We start from the raw sequence: 19,927 nt of genomic DNA on the forward strand, positions 1-19,927 counted from the left end.
AGTAAAAAGGAGGGCTTTTTGCTCTCCTTTTTCTCGCTCTTCACCCTTTTGGCTAGGCATTGTTCAAAGAGAATTCAAACATACTCCATTACTACAAAAACATCTCTTTTTTAAATGATGATGGGTGGTATAACAGCGAGAAACAGCATTACGAGTAGATAACTGCACAGTACAAAATCTCATCAGAGAAATGGGCATAAAACGTGGCTCACATACAACACTTAGTAGTATTGCTGATTATCGAATATGAAAAAATAGTTGAAACTTGAACAAAATTCACTAAAAAGCGCGCAAATAAATCAAACTGCGTTTAAAATACTGCTTTTCTTAGGAGACTATAACTATGAATTTTCGTTTACGTACATTAACCGCTTGCCTAGGTTTAATAGGCTGCGCTGGTCTAGCACATGGCTCTGGTTTTAATCTTTTAGAGCAAAATGCCTCAGGTTTAGGTAATGCATTTGCTGGTTCTGCTACTAGCATTGAAAATCCTAGTGCCATGTATTTCAACCCTGCTGCTTTGACGCAATTAGAGGGATTACAAATTTCGACTGGCGTTAATTTCGTGCGTCCTAGCTTTAAATTTAAGGATGACGGCAACTCCAGAGCCCCAAGAGGTTTTGGTCAATCTAAAACAGCTCTTAATGGTAATGGTGGTGATGCAGGTAGTACTGGCATTGTGCCCAATTTCTACATCAGCTACAAGCCTACTGACCGTATAGGCTTAGGTTTAGGTATTAGTGCACCTTTTGGTCTTAAAACAGAATATGATCCTGACTGGATAGGTCGTTATCACTCTCAATCATTTGATATTAAGACCATCAATATTAATCCCGCAATAGCCTTCAAAATTAATGATAGCTGGAGTGTGGGTGCAGGTTTAAATATCCAACGCATTGAAGCAACCTACGACAAACGCAATATTGCCGGATTAGCATCAGTACCTGGAGCTTATTTTGACTCTGGTTCTAGCACCAAAATCAAGAATACAGCCTACGGTTGGAATGTAGGTATTATGTTCCATCCATCTGTAGATACTCGCATCGGTCTTTCTTACCGTTCACGTATTAAGCATAAAGCAGATGGGCATACAAGCATTGATGTTAATGCTAATGCTATTAAAGCAGATGCAACAAACTACATCATGGGTCTAGTAAAAGCAGGAGCATTAACCTTGCAACAAGCAGGGGCTCTAGCTCAAAAAGCTAATGGCATCCAGGTACCTACACGCCTAGACTCCAAAGCTACCGTATCTCTTCCTGACATGGCAGTCCTTTCAGCTTACCACCGCATCAACGAAAAATGGGAGGTTATGGGGGACATTTCTTGGATAGGTTGGAGTAGCATTCCTAAACTTACTATCAATAGTGTAGGAGGCGGTTTTGCCAACGAAACATCACTCAGTCTCAAATTCAAAGATACTTGGCGTGTTGCTTTAGGTGCTAACTATGCTGTAAATGAAAAATGGAAACTCAAAATGGGGGTAGCCTGGGATCAATCGCCTATCCGTAATGCAGAACACCGTCCTGCCTCATTGCCTGATAGCGATCGTTATTGGGTAAGCCTAGGTGTTCAATATAAACCTACTCAATTTACAACTATTGATGTAGGATATGCACACCTTTTTGCTAAGAGTTCTAAAATTCATAATGATAATGAAGGTAAAGCCAATTTATATGGTCGTCTAAGCGGCTCTTACAAGGCGAATGCGAATATCTTCGGTCTCCAAGTATCACACCGCTTCTTCTAATTACGCTTAATAAGCGTCAAGGTGTCGGGTGGGGACAGTCCTACCCGACATTTACTATTCATAAAACTGGGGAACTATTACAATGGAAAGAATTTGGCTAAAAAGCTACCCTGAAGGTATTCCTGCAGATATTGATCCTAATCAGCATTCATCTCTTGTTGATATTTTTAATGAATGTGTTAAAAAATTTGCTGACAATACAGCATTTATCTCATTTGGTAAATCTATCACATACCGAGAGTTAGACCACTATAGTCGTGCTTTTGCTGCTTGGCTTCAAAACGAAGGAATAAAACCAGGCTCTCGTGTCGGTTTAATGATGCCGAATATTCTCCAATACCCGATTTGTTTATTTGGTGCTCTGCGTGCTGGTTGTACTGTTGTGAACTTTAACCCTATGTACACTGCACATGAGGTAGAACATCAACTCAACGATTCTGGTGCAGAAGTGATGGTTGTCGTTGAGAACTTTGCTTCCACTTTAGAAGAAGCCCTTCCTAAAACACCATCTGTTAAAAAAGTAGTCGTGGCTTCTATTGGTGGTATGCTTGGCTTTAAGGGCAAAATCATCAACTTTGTGCTACGTCATGTCAAGAAGATGATTCCAGCATGGGAGTTACCTGGCCATATACGTATGAATACAGTATTTGAGGTCGGAGAAAAAGAAACTTTCACCCCCGTGGAACTCAGTCATGATAACTATGCATTCTTGCAATATACCGGTGGTACTACAGGCGTACCTAAAGGGGCAATCCTCACTCATGGCAATATCGTCTCTAATGTATTGCAAGCCTACGCTTGGGTGCGTGCGTATACAACAGATGGCAAGGACTTGATTGTTACGGCATTGCCTCTCTACCATATCTTCTCGCTGACAGCAAACTTGCTTACCTTTATGCGTCTAGGTTCTAGCAATTTGCTTATCGCTAATCCACGCGACATCAAAGGCTTTATTAAAGAAATCTCGCACTATAAATTTACCGCTTTTACAGGGGTAAATACCCTATTTAATGCACTTTTGCATAACGAAAAATTTAAACACATTGATTTTAGTGCGCTACGTCTAACACTAGGTGGGGGTATGGCTGTACAGCGAGCAACAGCAGAACGTTGGCGTGAAGTCACCGGGGTGCCTCTTGTACAGGCTTATGGCTTAACTGAAACAAGTCCTGCCGCAACGATTAATCCATTAGATATGAAAGCGTTTAATGGTGCTATTGGTTTACCTATTTCCTCTACCTACATCAAGATTGTAGACGATAATGGTAACGCTTTACCTCTTAATGAAGTCGGTGAAATTCTCATTAAAGGTCCTCAAGTCATGAAAGGATACTGGGAGCGACCCGAAGAAACCACAAAAGTATTTGATGATGAGGGATTCTTGCGTACAGGTGATATGGGATACATGGATGATAAGGGTTTTGTCTATCTTGTTGACCGCAAAAAAGACCTTATCATTGTCTCTGGTTTCAATGTCTATCCCAATGAGGTCGAAGAAGCCGTAGCTAGTCATCCTGGTGTGTTAGAAGTGGCCGCAGTCGGTGTAGATAATGGCCCAGCAGGGGAATTGGTGAAAGTTTTTGTAGTGCGTAAAGATCCTAATCTTACTGAACAAGAAATTATCCAACACTGCCGTCATGATTTGACTAACTATAAGGTGCCTAAACAGGTAGCATTTGTCAATGAGCTACCCAAGAATAATGTAGGCAAAATTCTACGCCGAGAGTTGCGTGGTAAATAGATTTTCCTACAGAAGTCAATCCCCAGCCAAGCTGGGGATTTTATTTAGCATATGTAGTTTAAACCATTATCTTATACTTTCTTACCTACTCTGACTCTAGTCATGTTGTTGGCAAGCTCATTGATGTCCTGCCAGAGTTGCTAGCTCTCATGCTTTTCAATACTTCTTTGCCATACATATTTAATTTATATAAATTCACTCCATCAATATGAGCTAGTGTCTGCATATTCTCAGGGTTTTCTAAAGCAATATAGCGTAATGTGGTGTCGTTAAAGATAAACTGCGGATCAAGACCTTGTTCTTTACCCTTTTGATCACGCCATTGTCGCAGTAATTGATAACGTTGATAAGCTTCTGGATGCAACTCTTGGAAAGATTTTTTACGCGTAGGCATCACGTTCTTCGAGCGACCACTCAGTATTAACGAAGATTGTTTTAATCGAAATACCTCCTCGCCTTTTAATAACACTACACTTCGACGAGTTAATGCCAGCGTTGAATACCCTTCTATATCAACTGCGAGGAAACCACTTGCCAACAATTGACGAATAACACTATGCCAAACCTCCTCACTGTACTCTTTACCAATTCCAAAGGTACTTAACTTATCATGTCCAAAACTATCAATACGTTCAGTATGCTGTCCTAGCAGAATCTCAATAATATATTTTGCACCAAAGCGTTGTTGGTACTTTTTATAAAGCCAATACACCGTTGAAAGTACTTTTTGTGCAGGAATAGTAGCATCCCACAACTTTGGGGGATCCAAGCAAACATCACAGTTGCCACAAGGCATACTGATTTGCCCAAAGTAACTCAATAATTGCACTCGACGACAAGTTGCTGTTTCACATAGAGCCAACATAGCACTTAACTGCTCTCGTGAACGCCGCTTGAACTGCTCATTTCCTTGGGATGTCTCAATCATCTTACTCTGCTGAAGTACATCAGCTAGACCATATGCCATCCATGCAGTGGCAGGTAACCCATCTCGACCTGCACGACCCGTTTCTTGATAATAATTCTCTACGGAGCGTGGCATGTCAATATGAGCCACAAACCGCACATCAGGTTTATTCACCCCCATACCAAATGCAATAGTTGCCACCATCACAATACCCTCCTCATGCAAAAAACGGTATTGATTCTCTGCACGCTCATGAGGATTCATACCTGCATGATACGGTAATGCAGGAATTCCTTGCTTATTTAAAAACTCAGCAATGGTCTCGCAACGCTTACGCGAGAGACAATATACGATACCTGACTCATTAGGATGATTTTCACTAATAAATCGCATGAGTTGCTGACGTACCTGCGTTTTCTCCACAATTTCATAACGAATATTAGGACGATCAAAACTTGCAATAAAGGTTTGAGCTTGCTTTAATTGAAGCCGCTCTTCAATCTCTTCTCGTGTCCGGCTTGTTGCAGTTGCAGTAAGTGCGATACGAGGAACATCTGGCCATAATCGAGCCAGCTCAGATAAGCCTAGGTACTCAGGACGAAAATCATGCCCCCATTGTGACACACAATGAGCCTCATCAATGGCAAAGAGAGAAATAGGGACACGTTTTAATAAACTTAAGCAACGAGAAGTTAGTAAACGTTCTGGGGCAATATAGAGTAAATCAATATACCCTCGCAGCCAGGCGTCTTCAACCTCTTGAATAGCATCCCATGACATACTTGAATTCAAACATGCAGCCCTCACTCCTAAACTACGCAACGCCTGCACCTGATCATGCATAAGTGCAATAAGTGGAGAAATCACCACCCCCGAACCAGGCCTTACTAATGCAGGTACTTGATAGCATAAAGACTTCCCTGCCCCGGTTGGCATTAATACCACACAATCATGCCCCTCTATCAGGTGCTGTACAATCTCCGCTTGCTCACCACGAAATTGTTGGTGACCAAAAACGTTTCTCAGCACGTCTAAAGCAGCTTGAGCAGGAGAAATTGAAGGGGGAAGATAAGTCACGATAGGGAAGAAAAATGATTGATAGACATCAACAATAAATAATAACTACATATGATGCTCTTAATTATATAAGCAAATGATGGTGTGCGTGTTATTTAGAACCATCCTCTCAGTGTTATAGACACCCCTTGTTGTATGACTTGTTCATGATAGATACCTGTTATCCTCACTTCAACGTATCCGCTGTGCTTTTATTTATTACTATTGCTCTCTTTAGCGACCAATCAATAATTTTTGGTGTTCATAAGCTCTTTATTACTAGATGCAGGAACAAACACTATGACTTATTAGTAAAAAACGCTGTAGCTTACTAGGAAAAATGCTATGGGTTAATAGGAACAAACACTATGACTTATTAGTAATTAACAGTCACCTTACATCAGAGTTGCACCCATCAATGATGAAGAGGTAAACTGGCGACTATCACATCAATATTTTTGAGGTATAAGCATGAAAATCGGTATCGCTGGTGCAGGTCTTGCCGGACGTTTGTGTGCCTTTTTTCTCTCTCACCAGGGACATGAAATTACTGTTTTTGATAAAGCATCTGGTCCTACCGACCCTGTAGCAGCTGGTTTTACAGCCGCAGGGATGCTAAGTCATATAGCCGAGCTTGAAAGTGGCGATGATAATATTTACCAACTTGGGGTACGCTCATTGGCACTTTGGAAAGAAATTGTCCCCCAGCTCAAAGAACCCGTCGAACTCCATTACAACGGTAGTTTATTGCTTGCCCACCGAGGTGATGAAGGTGCTGCTGCTCGTCTAGTGAGTTTATTGGCTCTTAAAGCACCTGCAGACCAGCAACCTGAAAAGCTAACTTTAGAGCAACTGCGTTTAGAAGAACCTGCAGTAAGTGGAGTTGCTCATGCTTGGTCGTTAAAAAATGAGGGGCATATTCATACACGTCAAGCAATGTCAGCATTGCAAGCCTCTTGTCCTAATGCACACTGGCATTGGCAAACTTCAGTAGAGAAACTTACCCCTCATACCATTTATGCACAAAATACCGAATACCGTTTTGACTGGGTTATCGATACCCGTGGCTTAGGGGCTCGTGAAGTACGCTTCCCCAATACACATACCGTTTCATGTCAAAATGTACGTGGTGTACGTGGTGAGGTGATGTGGTTGCAAGCCCCAGGACTTGGATTAAGTCGTCCAATTCGTTTATTACACCCCCGTTATCGTGTATATATCGTACCTCGCAAACCAGATATTGTTTTTATCGGTGCTAGCGAAATTGAAAGTGAAGACCGCTCTCCCATTTCTGTACGCACGACAGTAGAATTGCTTACAGCAGCACATAGTGTATTGCCTGAACTTGCAGAGGCGCGCATTGTACATACAGAGACCAATTTACGCCCTGCCTTGTTGGACAACTTCCCTCGTATTGAAACTGAAATGGGTTTAACACGTATTAATGGTTTATTTAGACATGGTTGGTTGATTGCACCAGCAACAGTAGAAAAAGCCCTAAAAGAAATGACAGAGATGCTTTAAACTTTAGTGTTAGTTGGTGTGCAGTTTTTTAGGTGGCAGATTAAACTAAATAAAATGATAGAGACACTTTAGACTTTAGCGTGAAATTGAACTAATTACACCAAAATAAGACAGCAAAGAGACCAAGCAAATAATCATCACATAACTATATAACAGGGGATTTTATGTGCTTTTATTTCTTGGTTAGCTAACAACATACCTACTCACTATAATGTCAAAAACGTTTACAATACTGCGCAGATAAGAGCAGTTAATTTATGGAGAAAAAGATGAGTGCTATTACGGTTTATGTAAATGGGGAAGCTAAACAAATCGCCTCTCACACCAATCTAGCCGATCTTGTCAAAGTTATTCAGCAAGAAATGCAAATGGAAGATGACCCTAAAAGCATTGCAACTGCAGTTAATGAAATTTTTGTACCTCGAGCATCTCGTGCCAACTGCGAACTTAAGCATGGTGACCAAATAATGACTTTTACTCCTATTACAGGAGGCTAGTTACCCTTGTTTATGGGGGTTTATTGTATTTACCAACACAATAGTCACTTTCTCTTGCATTGCATATACGATAAACCATCTCCTATAATATCTTTATAATGATTCACTTCAATTTTCCAACAAAGAGAATCCTATGAGCTACACATTAGCAGATGTCACATTAGAAAGTCGTTTTTTTCTAGGTACAGCCACCTATCCATCTCCAAAAGTATTATATGATGCGATTAAAGTGTCTGGGGCTCAGGTTGTCACTGTTGGCCTAAAACGCCAACTAGCTCCTGGACAAAATGGACTCACTAAAAGCACTACTGATGGGGTAGATAATACTTTTTTCCAGATGCTTAAAGAAAGTGGGGCTCATCTTCTTCCTAATACAGCTGGCTGCAAAACAGCTCGTGAAGCCATTACCCTAGCCCATATGGCGAGAGAGATTTTTGACACACACTGGATTAAGCTAGAAGTTGTTGGTGATGACTATACTTTACAACCTGATCCTATGGAGCTTATCGCTGCTACGCGTGAATTAATCAAAGAAGGCTTTGAAGTGTTCCCCTATTGTACCGATGACTTAGTGACTTGTAACCGTCTATTGGATGCTGGTTGTCGAATTTTGATGCCTTGGGGAGCTCCCATTGGTTCTGGACAAGGTTTGGTTAATCCATTCGCCTTAAGAGTACTCAGAGCACGCTTACCAGAAGCCTTCCTAGTAGTAGATGCAGGGATTGGCTCGCCAAAAGATGCAGTAATGGCGATGGAACTTGGGTTTGATGCTGTGTTACTCAACTCCGCAGTTGCCCAATCACATGATCCAGTACGTATGGCTGAGGCATTCAAGCTAGCTATTCAATCTGGGCGTCTAGCATATGAGGCTGGTATCATGGCTCAGCAGGATATGGCTGTACCAAGCACCCAAGTGACAGGTAGACCATTTTTGTTATAGCACACTTAGTCCCAAACCATAAACAATCAAACTGACCAACATAGCTAGCCCAATATTTCTGGTCAGTTTAAGAATCACCAAAACACTCACCACAGCCAGTATATACGGGATAATTTGTTGCTGCTGCTGAGCCTTAATGCTTTCTGAGTAAAGGATTACCACTGTTGTGCTTGATAATAAGGCAGGACCCAAAATCGCTAATTTGCCAGAACCAAGACGTCCTAACCATTTCGCCTTTTTCATCAATATAAAGGGCATAGCACGTGTGCTATAGGTCAATATCGCCATTGCAGCAATAGCAAGCATTAATTGCCAAGTTGGAATATTACTAACCATACTATGCTCCTAAAAATTTTCTTGCTGTTACGCCAATAACATCAGACTTTTATAATCAAATCCCTATTGATACAGCATCATACTACTCATGATAGTCTATCACCACAGATTATATTGTTTATTTTAGGCACTATAGACTTCCACTACCTCTTGGGTAGATTGTTTAGGTGGTTGATAGATTAAACATGCCACTGCAGCCCCTGCCAGCATTGCTACACTGGACCATCCCATATAGGCACAAAAAAGGCTGACCATACCACCAACAGCTAATGCAAACAACATAGAGGACTGAATCACCAAAAAAGTCACTCCGACAAAAAGTGCAGTCAATGCAAACCCCATTGTTTGAGCCAACAAGGGATAACTCTTAAAGATAAATTCACCTGCATAAATCCCTATTAAAGTACCTAACAACCATGACCACCAAGCAAAAAGTCCCACAGCAAAATACCACACAGAACGATCCTCTGCTGGAATTTCTTTAAACTTCAAATAACAAAGAGCAAAAACCTCATCAGTTAATAAAAAGGCTTTCATTAAGCGACTCTTTAAACTTTGCGGCAGATACGAATCAAGCAAAGGACCATAAAGGGAATGACGCAGATTAAGCATAAACACAAAAAACACTACACTCATTAGTGGCATACCCAGCTGTAATGACGCTAGAATAAAAAACTGTGCACTTCCAGCATAAACAAAAAATGAAATTGCAAACAGCTCTGCTGGACTTAATCCAATACTAGAACCAGTTAAACCAAATGCCAAAGATGCAGGTAAATACCCCAACATTGTGGGAATAGTATCTTTAAAGCCTTGCAGAAAAGATGAAACAGACATATTTTGCAAAATATCTCTCATGAACAATCTCAAGAGTATACCTAAGATTTTTATAGAAAAGAATTGATAGTTTATGACCAAAAAAAATAAACAAAGATGAGTCTTTTGTAGTCATTTGGATACAATATTCAATACCTAAAAGGAGGAGATATGTTTACTATCAACACCACTGATATTTTTGATGATTAGTTAGAAAATTTGGATAATCACCTTGCTAAGAACAGAATCTTGGCTCGCATCAGAAATGCCTATAAGGGTCATTTTGGTGATTCTAAAAGTATGGGGGAAGGTGTTTAGGAAATGCGTGTACACATCAGTCCCGGTTTTAGGGTTTATTACGCTCAACAAGGTGATTTTGTTTATCTGCTATTGTGTGGTGGAGAAAAGTCTACACAAGAAAAAGATATTCAAAAAGCCAAACCATTGTGGAGCAACATCAAACAAGGTATTTTGCATTAAATGAATAGAGGTTAAATTATGGAAAAAGCAACCACCAAACCTTTTGATATTTCCAAGCACCTCAAAACAGAAGAGGATATCAAAGAGTATTTAAAAGCCATCTAGAAGAAAATGATACAGACCTGTTATTGATGGCATTGGGTGATATTGCTAAGGCTCAAGGCATGACGCAAATTCTATAAATATTCTTCTTTGGTATTTAGCTAATCTACGGCAAATCGAAAAAAAGCACAGACTAACAGCTAGCGTAGGCTTCTACCTGATTACTACTTAAGCAACTCAATCAGAAACAACGAAATCAAGGTATTAACATACTTACGGCAGGAGTTATCCAAAGAAATTGTGGATAACTTGTCGCTGTAAATCATCCATCATTTCGCCACACGAAGCATATTTCACGCTTTTACCTTGCTTCTGCTCTATCTCATTTTGCTTGAGGATAGCAACTACATTATCGTTAAGCTCAGGCTCTGCACAATCAAAATTCATATTAAATTGATTACTCACATCTGCCATCATCTGTTCCTTAAAAGCTACTCATCATATTTAAACATTATCTTAAAAAAAGAACCTGTAGCTTGAAAAGACCCTTGTTTATAAAAAAAAAGGGGGGCTTTAGTTAAGGTGCACATCCTATTTATTTATTAAATACTATATAAATAAATAAGTAATATCTATCTTTCATAATAATATGTATTGCTTATATGCCTTGCTAATGTCTTGCCGAGCGATTGTTACATTTTAATCAATTGATTTCAAATAGATTTTTGTGCAATGGATAGCATTGTTATGTAGTACCATGCAACTATTGACATCTTTCACAAATAACTTATAATCTAATTATTAGATATTAGGAATTAACTAAATGAATAAAGTTACCTGGTCTATTAAGGCGTATAAGCAGTTATCAAAAATTGATACTCGCTACAGAAAAGCCATTGAGGATAGTGTGAAAGAATTAAAAAACTTTCCTCATGTTAATGTTGATTTAAAAAAACTCGTTGATAGAGATAACCAGTACAGGATAAGGGTTGGACGATACCGCGTGATTTTTGAAGTAATGGACGGAGTGCCAAAAATTATCGAAATTACTGCTGTATTAGTGCGGGATAGCCGTACATACAGTTAAGGAGCATAATGATGAAACAACAATATATTTTGAATGAACAAGGTAAACCTTTGTTTGTAGTATTGCCAATAGAAGAATATAACCAACTTCAGGAATATAAAACACTATGTACCACTGATAATGACGAAGAAGAAGGCTGGTCTGCTATTGCCGTTGAAGAAGGGGACAATGATGACGAAACTATCCCCCATGAGGTAGTGAGCATTTCCATTGAGCATGACATTAGCCTACTTGGTGCATGGCGTGTTTATCGTGGTTTGTCGCAGTCCGAGGTTGCTCACCAAACTGGCTTAACTCAGTCGGCTATTTCACAAATGGAAAGCAAAGGATCTAAACCACAAATGAAAACCTTAGAACGATTGGCAAGGGTCTATAACTGCCGTCCTACCCAGTTGTACGCATAATTGGGTTTATCAGAATATGGGCTTATGACGATTAGAATAAAACCTTTCAATGTGCTTGATTACCTCACTGATGAAGAAACCATTAAGGAATATATCCGCTTGGCGGTTGAGGACGGTGAGGACTATTTAACCCATGCACTTAATGATGCTTGTATGGCTATTTCCAAACTGATCCATTGTGAGGGCGTTCAATTGGAAATGGTTTATGATGGTTCTGCGGGTGTGTTTGTCGTTACCAGTCCTACACTGCATGGCTTGGTTGTTGAGGCTGGTATTGATTCACTGATTCATGAAATTAGAACAAGCATTGAGGATTTAAAGGGGGCGTAATATGCGGTTTTGGTTCAATAGAAAATCGCATGAGGAACGATTTCATCAGTTCTTTGGTAAGTCGGTATCAAAACCAAATGAATATGCCCCCTATGTCATCGTAAATGATAATGGTAGCGTTAGACCTAACTTTGATAACCAAGAAGTATTAGAAAACTTCCGTGAGATACTGCAAAAAGCCAAGGCACTACGCAAAAAACTCACCGCACATAATCCAACATGATAGTGCTATTGCTACACCGTGCGGGTGCTGTTCTTTCTACGTCTATTGCGTCCTGAATAAACGGTTAGTACATGGTTTGCTGTGATGTCTAGGTTTACCTGTGGTTCTCCGTTGTTATCAACCCAAATGTTAGGACTTTAATGTACCTGATACACTCGCTTTATCGCCTTTGGTTAGCTGTAATAGGTCTGCCTGCACCTCATCATCAAACGCAATCACAGAAACAAATATCAAGTCATTATTACTGCTTACGGTCATACTTGATACCGTGAATGTATTGCCGTTTTTCGCTTGTCGTTGCTCTGGTGTTCTGGCTATCTTGCCATGTAATAATGCTTCAATCATATTTTCCCCATAGCAGTGTTTTAATCACATTGTAGGAGGAATTTTCCTTTCTGTGTAGGTATCCATAACACCCGCAAGAAATGTCATTATTGTGGCTCTTAGCTATCTTGTGGAGGGCAATGTTAGGGCAAGGGAAAACCTCATTAAGAAGGGTCCGATTAGGGTCCGTATTTACCAAAACAGGTCGGCAAGATAAAACCGTGAAGAACGGCAAGATTACGGCAAGGTAGGTATAAGCAATGACTAAAATGTTGTAAAATTCAGGGTAGCCATAAACTTGACATAGCACGTTGCGGACGTTCAGCAGACGCAGGTAAATCCGAGAGTCAAGCACTACTGTGAGTTTATGGCTTTCTGCTATAAGTGCCTTAAAGGGTTTTTATCGCATTGCATTGAGGGTGTATTGTGCTTTGTTATATAACTTCTCAATCGGAGCAATAAATGCTAATCGCTGCTCCTCCGTCATGTGGTCTTCTGCTTCTGCTAGTTGAATCATAATATCACTAACAGTATTATCTAAATCTTCAATTCCAGTAATATCTTCAAGCGCTATAGCCCAATCTTCGAGAAGAAAAATAGCCGTGAAATCCTCATCATTTCTACCTGATGTATTTTCTCTGTTTTTAAGAATATCAGTAGGGTACATGGCAAACATTGGGCTTAAATTCTTGGCTTTGTTATCAATTAAGAATTTTAATGCCTCTAGAAATTTTTCTACCTCATTCATTTTCTCTTTTATCCTAGTTCTATAAATATTCTTTTTTGGCTAAAACGGAAGGGGTTTTCCTTGTGCTTTATCTATGATGGCAAAAGCCTCCTCTTCGCTGATTTCCTTAAAGTCACAGGCACAATCCGCAAAGAGTTTTTCACCCCAGTACATAGAATGAGGTGAATCCCATTGTTTTGTTTTCCAATCATATTTTTTATAAGAAAACCAATCGTTTCCTAAACCTCTAATAATTACTGGAAAATCAGGATAACTACTATTTTCTATGTAATATGAATAACTCATAAGTTAGTCCCTTATTTATATGATGGTCGCTTTGTTTCCTAATTCAATAAACGGACTTGTTGCATTATTGGTTATTTTTGAAAATCGAACAACTCTCGGTGTCTCGCTTAATATTTTTTGGTTAAGTATTTTTTATCTATTGATGATATGAATCTTTGATTAGGGTTCAGTTACTAACCAACATACTAACCCACATTTTTGTGCGTCTGCAAGCAATTTCATGAAACGCTTAGAAACGCTGAAAATAAAAAAACCTAGTAGAATCAAGCATCTTACTAGGTTTAAATATCTTCATGCAATGCATGGAAACAGTAGTATGGAGGCGCGGAGCGGAGTCGAACCGCTCTAGACGGATTTGCAATCCGCTGCATAACCGCTTTGCTACCGCGCCACACTCTAGATCAACTAGGGTTAAGAAGTAGATAATAACATAACTTTTATATATTTTTCTCTTTCAGAAGAAAGAAAATCAAATTTTTATGAAAAATAAGACTACCCACCCCTTGAGCCCTCTGAAATAGTTGTATTACTACGACACTTCAGCTAGGCTAGAGCAGCTGTCACTACAATTTCAACTTTGTAGTTAGGGTTAGCTAGACGAGCCTCAACTGTCGCACGTGGAGGTGCACTTGTTTTAGATACCCAAGCATCCCATGCTTTGTTCATCTGCTGAAACTCTGCCATATTGCTGATAAATACCTGAGCCATCAAAATACGGTCTTTATTAGAACCCACTTCTGCCAGCAAGCGATCTATTGTCGCCAATACTTGTGCTGTTTGACCTTCCATATCTAACGAAGGATCATCAGGTACTTGACCAGCTAAATAAGCTACACCATTAAAAACAGCTACGTCAGAATAACGTGCTTCCACATTCACTCGTTTAATATCACTCATCTTATTTCCTTTAAAAATTACTGTTTTGGCAAATCAAATACATGGCGTAAATAGTTTAAATATTCTGGATCGACGCTCATCGTCTTACCTGGTTCATCAGAGACCTTAGCCACAGGCTGTCCATTACAACGCACCATTTTCATCACTATCTGTAGAGGAGACACTCCCACATCATTAGTCAAATTGGTCCCAATACCGAATGAAGTTTTACAACGTCCATCAAATCGTCGGGCAATATCCAAAGCAAGTTCAAAATTCAAACCATCTGAAAAAACTAACGTCTTCATACGAGGATCAACACGGTTAGCTTCATAATGTCGTAATAACCGCTCTCCCCATTCAAATGGGTCTCCAGAATCATGACGTGCCCCATCAAATAGTTTGCAAAAAAACATATCAAAGTCGCGTAAAAAGGCATTAAACCCGTATACGTCTGATAAGGCAATTCCTAAATCACCACGATATTCTTGTGCCCATTTCTCCAATGCAAAAACCTGTGAATCGCGCAAACGCGGTCCTAAGGCTTGGCATGCTTGTAAGTACTCATGTGCCATCGTACCCAGTGGTGTAGTATTGTACTTCTTGGCTAATAAGACATTGCTCGTACCCACAAAATGTTTGGGTAGTTTGGCAACAAGCGTCCTGACTACTTCTTCATGCCAAACTTTAGAAAACCGGCGGCGAGTACCATAATCTGCAAATTTAAAAGAAGGTATATCAGTCGCTTGTAAAATCATATCAATTTTTCCTTGCAAACGACGACGCCCTTCGTCCAGACTTAACCCGGGATACTGATTACGAAAATAAACTTCATTGACAATGGCTAAAACAGGGATTTCAAACAATATAGTATGTAACCAAGAGCCTTTTACATCAATATTGATTTCCCCCTCTTCCTCACCTTGTGTGACTTGAATGCAGCGTTCAGGAAGATGAAACAAGCCTAGAAATTCAATAAAATCAATCTTAATAAAGCGTAAATTACGCAGATACTCCAACTCATCTTTTTGGAATTTAAGCTGGCAAAGATGATGAATTTCTTCACGTATTTCGTCTATGTATGGGCGTAAATTAATTCCTTTATTGCGGCACTTAAAACGGTATTCCACTTGCGCACTAGGAAACTGATGCAGCACCACCTGCATCATACTAAATTTATATAAATCGGTGTCTAAAAGCGAATTGATAATCATAGTTGTCCCTATTTATTTTCATAACCTTACCACAGCTTAGGGGTTTTAATCACTTTTTTAGCAAAGATTAGTTAAAATTACGCTTGTTTGACAATGAAAATTGAGATTTAAAATGACTCACGTCGTAACTGAAAACTGTATTAAATGTAAATATACTGACTGTGTTGATGTTTGCCCCGTAGACTGTTTTAAAGAGGGGCCTAACTTTCTTGTTATTGACCCTGATGAGTGTATTGACTGTGGTGTCTGTGTGCCAGAATGTCCTGCTAATGCGATTTTTGCTGAAGAGGATGTTCCATCCGACCAAGTTCAATTCATCGCCATCAATGCAGAGCTTACCCCATCTTTTACTACCATTAACCGCTCAAAGAAACCTTTAGATGATGCTGATGAGTGGAATGGCAAAACAGACAAACTCCAATATCTCGAAAAGTAATATGTCAGAACAGCGATATACCCTAGAAAAAATCACCAATATCCACTACTGGGTGGAAAAGAAGCTCTTCTCTATCAAGACAACGCGTGCTCCCGAGTTTTCCTTTAAACCCGGGCAATTTGCTCGTTTGGGATTACCCACAGAAGCAGGGGCAGAGCCTTCCATCTGGCGAGGTTTTTCTATGGTAAATCCAGCTGACAGTGATTATCTTGAGTTCTACGCTGTCGTCGTACCCGACGGTTTGTTTAGCCCTCGTCTTGCATCATTGCAAGTCGGTGACACTATTTATATCGATAAATCGCCTATCGGCTTTTTAACCCTAGACAACTTTCCCAATGGTGGTGAAAGTCTATGGCTACTCGCTACTGGTACTGGGCTATCGGCTTATTTATCTATCCTGCATGATGCCAAGACATGGACCTTATTCAATAAGGTTGTGCTATGTCATGGGGTACGATATGCCAATGAGCTTAGTTACCAAGACTTAATCCAGTCTTGGCAGCAGCAATGGGGAGAGCGTTTTATCTATCTGCCTCTACCGACTCGTGAAACCTATCAGCATTACCCTCGGGCACGCTTGACAACCCTCATTGAGAACCAGCAACTAGCTGCATTGGCAGGTGTTGAGCTAAACCCAGACAATGCCTGCGTCATGTTATGCGGCAACCCTGATATGCTTACAGAGGCACGTAAATTGCTTGGGGATCAAGGCTTTGCTACAGGACGTCGTGGCAATATTGGTAATCTAGCCGTAGAAAAGTACTGGTAATCAATAGAATTACATAGCATAGCCTTGACCATAGGCTATACAGTGGACAATAAGGGTATTGTAGTGTCTATGATTGACAGATTATATAAAGGGTTAACATACTATAATTACCCGTGAAAATACGGATAAAACTTTCAAAAAAGCCTGCTATACTCTGAGCTTACCGACAAAAAAGGAATTCTTATGCTATATCTCCTACATGAGTTAGCAAAACAAAGTATGGCTCCTTTTGTGAGCTTCTCTACTTGGGGTGCCAAGGTATTTTCAGATCCTTTTAGCCCCTACGCCTATATTCCTAATTCGCGTCATATTGCGGCAGGGTTCGAGTTATTACACCGTCTTGGCAAAGACTATGAGAAACCTGCATGGAATATTACAGAAGCAGATGTAGGGGGTAAAACCGCTACAATCACTGAAACCCTTGTCGAGGAAAGAGCTTTTTGTCGTTTAATCCACTTTGAGCGCAGCCATAGTAAGCACCCTAAAGGGGATCCTATTGTGCTAATTGTAGCCCCATTATCTGGGCATCATGCTACGCTATTACGTGACACAGTTCAGACCATGTTGCAATCTTTTGATGTGTATGTCACCGACTGGATTGATGCACGTATGGTTCCTTTGTCTAAAGGGGCTTTTCATCTAGATGATTATGTGCAATATATCATTGATTTTATCCACCTATTGGGCCCTAACACACATGTAATGTCGGTTTGTCAACCTACCGTACCAGTACTAGCTGCTGTGTCTCTAATGGCATCTAACAACGACCCTATCCAAGTAAAAAGTATGATTATGATGGGTGGACCATTAGACACTCGACTATCCCCTACCTCGGTTAATGGGCTAGCCAACCAAAAATCCTTTACATGGTTTGAAACCCAGCTTATTCATCGCGTTCCTCCTCGTTACCCAGGACACAATCGTCGCGTGTATCCAGGTTTTCTGCAACATGCTGGTTTTGTAGCCATGAACCCAGACAAACATGCACAATCACATTATGATTATTACCTCAATCTAATGCGTGGCAACGATATGGAAGCCGAAACACACCGTAAGTTCTACGATGAATACAATGCAGTCCTAGATTTACCTGCTGAATATTATTTAGATACCATCAAAGTCGTCTTCCAAGAGCATTTACTCCCACGCGGACTATGGAAAGTCAAAGGTCAACTAGTTGAACCTGCTGCTATTACTAAAGCCCATCTTCTCACTGTAGAAGGGGAGCTAGATAACATCACTGGTAAAGGTCAAACGCAAGTTGCTCATCAGATGTGCTCTAATATCCCAGAGGCACATAAACAACATTATGAAGTTGAGAAAGCTGGACACTATGGCATATTTTCAGGTAGACGTTGGCGTACCAAAGTATTCCCTGTTATTGAAGAGTTTATCAATCAAGCAGAAAAAGAGGCTTAAACAGTTTCACAAAAGGAATAGACTTCTTTTTGCAACATTAAAATACCCTCTTACCTGCTGGTTGTCACTCAATAACTGACAGAGTAAATAGCTGTTCACCACATCAGAAAACGAATAAAATTATCCACTGGGTCTCATACTGATTAACCTGGGTGACTATCCATCCTTATCACACTTATGACAAAGAACATCCTTATTCAACAAATTGATGCCATCTTGCCACAAACCCAATGTACTAAATGTGGCTATGATGGTTGTCTCCCCTATGCTACGGCGATGGCAGAGGAAAACGCTGCTATTAACCGCTGCCCCCCTGGTGGCGAGATGGGAATTCAACAACTCTCAGCTCTACTACATAAGCCTGTGCTTCCCTTAGACACATCTTGTGGAGAGACACGCCCCCTTCATTGGGCTGTTATTGATGAAGCTCATTGTATTGGCTGTACCCTTTGTATTCGTGCCTGTCCTGTCGATGCCATCATCGGTTCCAACAAATTTATGCACACTGTAGTTTCCGACTTATGCTCAGGCTGTGAGTTATGTGTCCCCGTCTGTCCTGTGGACTGTATTCAAATGGTTCCTGCTGCCAAAGAATGGTCACGACTAGATGCTGATGATGCACGTATCCGTCACCAACACCGGGCTAAGCGACTAGCAGCACAGGCTCAACGCGAAGAGGAGCGACTTAACCAACATTCTTCACGCCCTAGTGATATTCTAGATTCTGCAGACCAAGTTGCTGAACAGCTACATGCCCATGATACACAATCAGGCATCCTAGAAGATAATCAACAAGCTAGCCAAAAAAAATCTGCTGCTATTGCTATGGCATTAGCACGTGCACGTGCACGTAGACAGTCTTTGTGATGACTAAAATGGTGGATATTTTCCAATTCAGGCAAAATAGATAGTCTCCGTAAAGACTGAAATATTGGATATTTCCCTGTTCAATCGAAACTTAGACCTTATACCTATTGAATAAATTATGAATAAACAAAAACGTCAAGAAATCTTTGAACGCTTTCGTGCTGCTAATCCTCACCCCACTACGGAATTAGAGTACGAAAACCCTTTTCAATTACTTATTGCCGTCATTTTGTCAGCACAAGCCACTGATAAATCTGTCAATATTGCTATGCAGCCAGTCTTTGCCACCTGTAAGACACCCCAAGCCATCCTAGACATGGGGCTAGAAAGATTCACTGAAGCGATTCGTACCATTGGTTTATTTCGTACTAAAGCAAAAAATGTTCTGGCTACCTGTGAGATTTTAGTAACACAATACCAAGGCATGGTACCTCAGACGAGGGAGGAATTAGAAGCCCTCCCAGGGGTGGGACGAAAAACCGCTAATGTAGTACTAAATACTGCTTTTGGGCAACCAACAATGGCAGTAGATACCCATATCTTCCGTGTGTCTAACCGCACAGGCATTGCTCCAGGTAAAGATGTTGTAGCCGTAGAACAAAAACTCCTTAAGGTGATTCCTAAAGAATTTCTCATGGACGCACATCACTGGCTTATCCTACATGGACGTTATATTTGTGTCGCCCGCAAGCCTAAATGTGCGAATTGTCTCATTAACGACTTATGCGAATATAAGGAAAAGACTGTCTAGTCTTTGTTCTTCATTAGAGGTGATGTAAATGTATCCGTCTTGGCTTAGTTCTACAGAAAATAGGCGAATATGAGGAAAAAACAGTCTAATATTTATCCCTTTATC

25 protein-coding genes and 1 tRNA gene are annotated in these 19,927 nt (G+C 40.3%); 16 read left to right on the forward strand and 10 right to left on the reverse strand.

All coding sequences use genetic code 11. From position 1 onward, the window contains the following. The first annotated feature begins 343 nt into the window (after positions 1-343). Both HKX40_RS03405 and HKX40_RS03410 read left to right on the forward strand, forming a co-directional pair. Complete coding sequence (locus tag HKX40_RS03405) at positions 344-1,750, forward strand: OmpP1/FadL family transporter (protein ID WP_171588166.1); 1,407 nt, start codon at positions 344-346, stop codon at positions 1,748-1,750. Positions 1,751-1,832: 82 nt separating this feature from the next. Then, the gene (locus tag HKX40_RS03410; RefSeq protein ID WP_171588167.1) at positions 1,833-3,491 is read left to right on the forward strand and encodes an AMP-binding protein; all 1,659 of its coding nucleotides are present in this window, start codon (positions 1,833-1,835) and stop codon (positions 3,489-3,491) included. 100 nt (positions 3,492-3,591) lie between these two features. Here HKX40_RS03410 and recQ read toward each other — a convergent pair whose 3' ends face one another. Beyond that, a complete protein-coding gene (gene recQ / locus HKX40_RS03415; protein ID WP_171588321.1) occupies positions 3,592-5,454 on the reverse strand; it encodes a DNA helicase RecQ in 1,863 nt (620 codons plus the stop codon). 471 nt (positions 5,455-5,925) lie between these two features. On the opposite strand from recQ, the gene HKX40_RS03420 reads away from it, so the two are divergent. From HKX40_RS03420 to HKX40_RS03430, 3 genes are all read left to right on the forward strand, one after another. Continuing rightward, a complete protein-coding gene (locus tag HKX40_RS03420) occupies positions 5,926-6,978 on the forward strand; it encodes an FAD-dependent oxidoreductase (protein ID WP_171588168.1) in 1,053 nt (350 codons plus the stop codon). A gap of 269 nt (positions 6,979-7,247) precedes the next feature. Beyond that, on the forward strand, positions 7,248-7,475 hold the full coding sequence (gene thiS / locus HKX40_RS03425; RefSeq protein WP_171588169.1) for a sulfur carrier protein ThiS: 228 nt from the start codon (positions 7,248-7,250) through the stop codon (positions 7,473-7,475). Between the two features lie 133 nt (positions 7,476-7,608). Then, positions 7,609-8,415: a thiazole synthase gene (locus HKX40_RS03430; protein WP_171588170.1), complete on the forward strand. Its 807-nt coding sequence runs from the start codon at positions 7,609-7,611 to the stop codon at positions 8,413-8,415. On the opposite strand, the gene HKX40_RS03435 is transcribed toward HKX40_RS03430, so the two are convergent. After that, entirely contained in the window at positions 8,410-8,751 is a 342-nt protein-coding gene (locus HKX40_RS03435) for an AzlD domain-containing protein (RefSeq protein ID WP_171588171.1), read from the reverse strand. The two genes, HKX40_RS03430 and HKX40_RS03435, sit on opposite strands and share 6 nt — an antisense overlap. Before the next feature lie 123 nt (positions 8,752-8,874). Continuing rightward, positions 8,875-9,588: an AzlC family ABC transporter permease gene (locus HKX40_RS03440; protein ID WP_171588172.1), complete on the reverse strand. Its 714-nt coding sequence runs from the start codon at positions 9,586-9,588 to the stop codon at positions 8,875-8,877. A 300-nt stretch (positions 9,589-9,888) separates the two neighbouring features. Here HKX40_RS03440 and HKX40_RS10585 point away from each other — a divergent pair, with 300 nt between their 5' ends. Further along, complete coding sequence (locus tag HKX40_RS10585; protein ID WP_216605155.1) at positions 9,889-10,047, forward strand: type II toxin-antitoxin system RelE/ParE family toxin; 159 nt, start codon at positions 9,889-9,891, stop codon at positions 10,045-10,047. 131 nt (positions 10,048-10,178) lie between these two features. Further along, the gene (locus tag HKX40_RS10835) at positions 10,179-10,229 is read left to right on the forward strand and encodes a hypothetical protein (RefSeq protein ID WP_343042972.1); all 51 of its coding nucleotides are present in this window, start codon (positions 10,179-10,181) and stop codon (positions 10,227-10,229) included. Between the two features lie 145 nt (positions 10,230-10,374). Here HKX40_RS10835 and HKX40_RS03450 read toward each other — a convergent pair whose 3' ends face one another. Continuing rightward, positions 10,375-10,566 carry a hypothetical protein gene (locus HKX40_RS03450; RefSeq protein WP_171588173.1) on the reverse strand — a complete coding sequence of 64 codons (192 nt, stop codon included), beginning with the start codon at positions 10,564-10,566 and terminating at the stop codon, positions 10,375-10,377. Between the two features lie 346 nt (positions 10,567-10,912). Here HKX40_RS03450 and HKX40_RS03455 point away from each other — a divergent pair, with 346 nt between their 5' ends. From HKX40_RS03455 to HKX40_RS03470, 4 genes are read left to right on the forward strand one after another with little or no spacing between them, the layout of a single operon-like run. Next, positions 10,913-11,176, forward strand: a complete 264-nt coding sequence (locus tag HKX40_RS03455; protein ID WP_171588174.1) for a type II toxin-antitoxin system RelE family toxin — start codon at positions 10,913-10,915, stop codon at positions 11,174-11,176. An 8-nt stretch (positions 11,177-11,184) separates the two neighbouring features. Continuing rightward, entirely contained in the window at positions 11,185-11,580 is a 396-nt protein-coding gene (locus HKX40_RS03460) for a helix-turn-helix domain-containing protein (RefSeq protein WP_216605156.1), read from the forward strand. A 24-nt stretch (positions 11,581-11,604) separates the two neighbouring features. After that, a complete protein-coding gene (locus tag HKX40_RS03465) occupies positions 11,605-11,910 on the forward strand; it encodes a DUF1902 domain-containing protein (RefSeq protein ID WP_171588175.1) in 306 nt (101 codons plus the stop codon). 1 nt (position 11,911) lies between these two features. Further along, complete coding sequence (locus tag HKX40_RS03470; RefSeq protein WP_171588176.1) at positions 11,912-12,133, forward strand: hypothetical protein; 222 nt, start codon at positions 11,912-11,914, stop codon at positions 12,131-12,133. Between the two features lie 129 nt (positions 12,134-12,262). Here the strand turns inward: HKX40_RS03470 and HKX40_RS03475 are convergent, their stop codons facing one another. The 6 genes from HKX40_RS03475 to pncB form a co-directional block, all read right to left on the reverse strand. Beyond that, positions 12,263-12,478 carry a single-stranded DNA-binding protein gene (locus tag HKX40_RS03475; protein WP_171588177.1) on the reverse strand — a complete coding sequence of 72 codons (216 nt, stop codon included), beginning with the start codon at positions 12,476-12,478 and terminating at the stop codon, positions 12,263-12,265. A 379-nt stretch (positions 12,479-12,857) separates the two neighbouring features. Then, on the reverse strand, positions 12,858-13,205 hold the full coding sequence (locus HKX40_RS03480) for a hypothetical protein (protein WP_171588178.1): 348 nt from the start codon (positions 13,203-13,205) through the stop codon (positions 12,858-12,860). Between the two features lie 39 nt (positions 13,206-13,244). Next, on the reverse strand, positions 13,245-13,490 hold the full coding sequence (locus HKX40_RS03485; protein WP_171588179.1) for a hypothetical protein: 246 nt from the start codon (positions 13,488-13,490) through the stop codon (positions 13,245-13,247). 317 nt (positions 13,491-13,807) lie between these two features. After that, positions 13,808-13,881: transfer RNA gene (locus HKX40_RS03490), tRNA-Cys, on the reverse strand. Between the two features lie 152 nt (positions 13,882-14,033). Next, entirely contained in the window at positions 14,034-14,387 is a 354-nt protein-coding gene (locus tag HKX40_RS03495; protein WP_171588180.1) for a RidA family protein, read from the reverse strand. Positions 14,388-14,404: 17 nt separating this feature from the next. Beyond that, positions 14,405-15,580, reverse strand: a complete 1,176-nt coding sequence (gene pncB, locus HKX40_RS03500; RefSeq protein ID WP_171588181.1) for a nicotinate phosphoribosyltransferase — start codon at positions 15,578-15,580, stop codon at positions 14,405-14,407. A gap of 112 nt (positions 15,581-15,692) precedes the next feature. Here pncB and fdxA point away from each other — a divergent pair, with 112 nt between their 5' ends. From fdxA to nth, 5 genes are all read left to right on the forward strand, one after another. Next, positions 15,693-16,016, forward strand: a complete 324-nt coding sequence (gene fdxA / locus HKX40_RS03505) for a ferredoxin FdxA (RefSeq protein ID WP_171588182.1) — start codon at positions 15,693-15,695, stop codon at positions 16,014-16,016. A gap of 1 nt (position 16,017) precedes the next feature. Then, entirely contained in the window at positions 16,018-16,785 is a 768-nt protein-coding gene (locus HKX40_RS03510) for a ferredoxin--NADP reductase (protein WP_171588183.1), read from the forward strand. Positions 16,786-16,968: 183 nt separating this feature from the next. After that, entirely contained in the window at positions 16,969-18,204 is a 1,236-nt protein-coding gene (locus tag HKX40_RS03515; RefSeq protein WP_171588184.1) for a polyhydroxyalkanoate depolymerase, read from the forward strand. Positions 18,205-18,381: 177 nt separating this feature from the next. Beyond that, a complete protein-coding gene (locus HKX40_RS03520; RefSeq protein WP_171588185.1) occupies positions 18,382-19,071 on the forward strand; it encodes an RnfABCDGE type electron transport complex subunit B in 690 nt (229 codons plus the stop codon). A 118-nt stretch (positions 19,072-19,189) separates the two neighbouring features. Further along, complete coding sequence (gene nth / locus HKX40_RS03525) at positions 19,190-19,822, forward strand: endonuclease III (protein WP_171588186.1); 633 nt, start codon at positions 19,190-19,192, stop codon at positions 19,820-19,822. Positions 19,823-19,927: the final 105 nt, after the last annotated feature.

This window comes from Pelistega europaea (genome assembly GCF_013133775.1).
Classification (GTDB): Bacteria; Pseudomonadota; Gammaproteobacteria; order Burkholderiales; family Burkholderiaceae_B; genus Taylorella; species Taylorella europaea.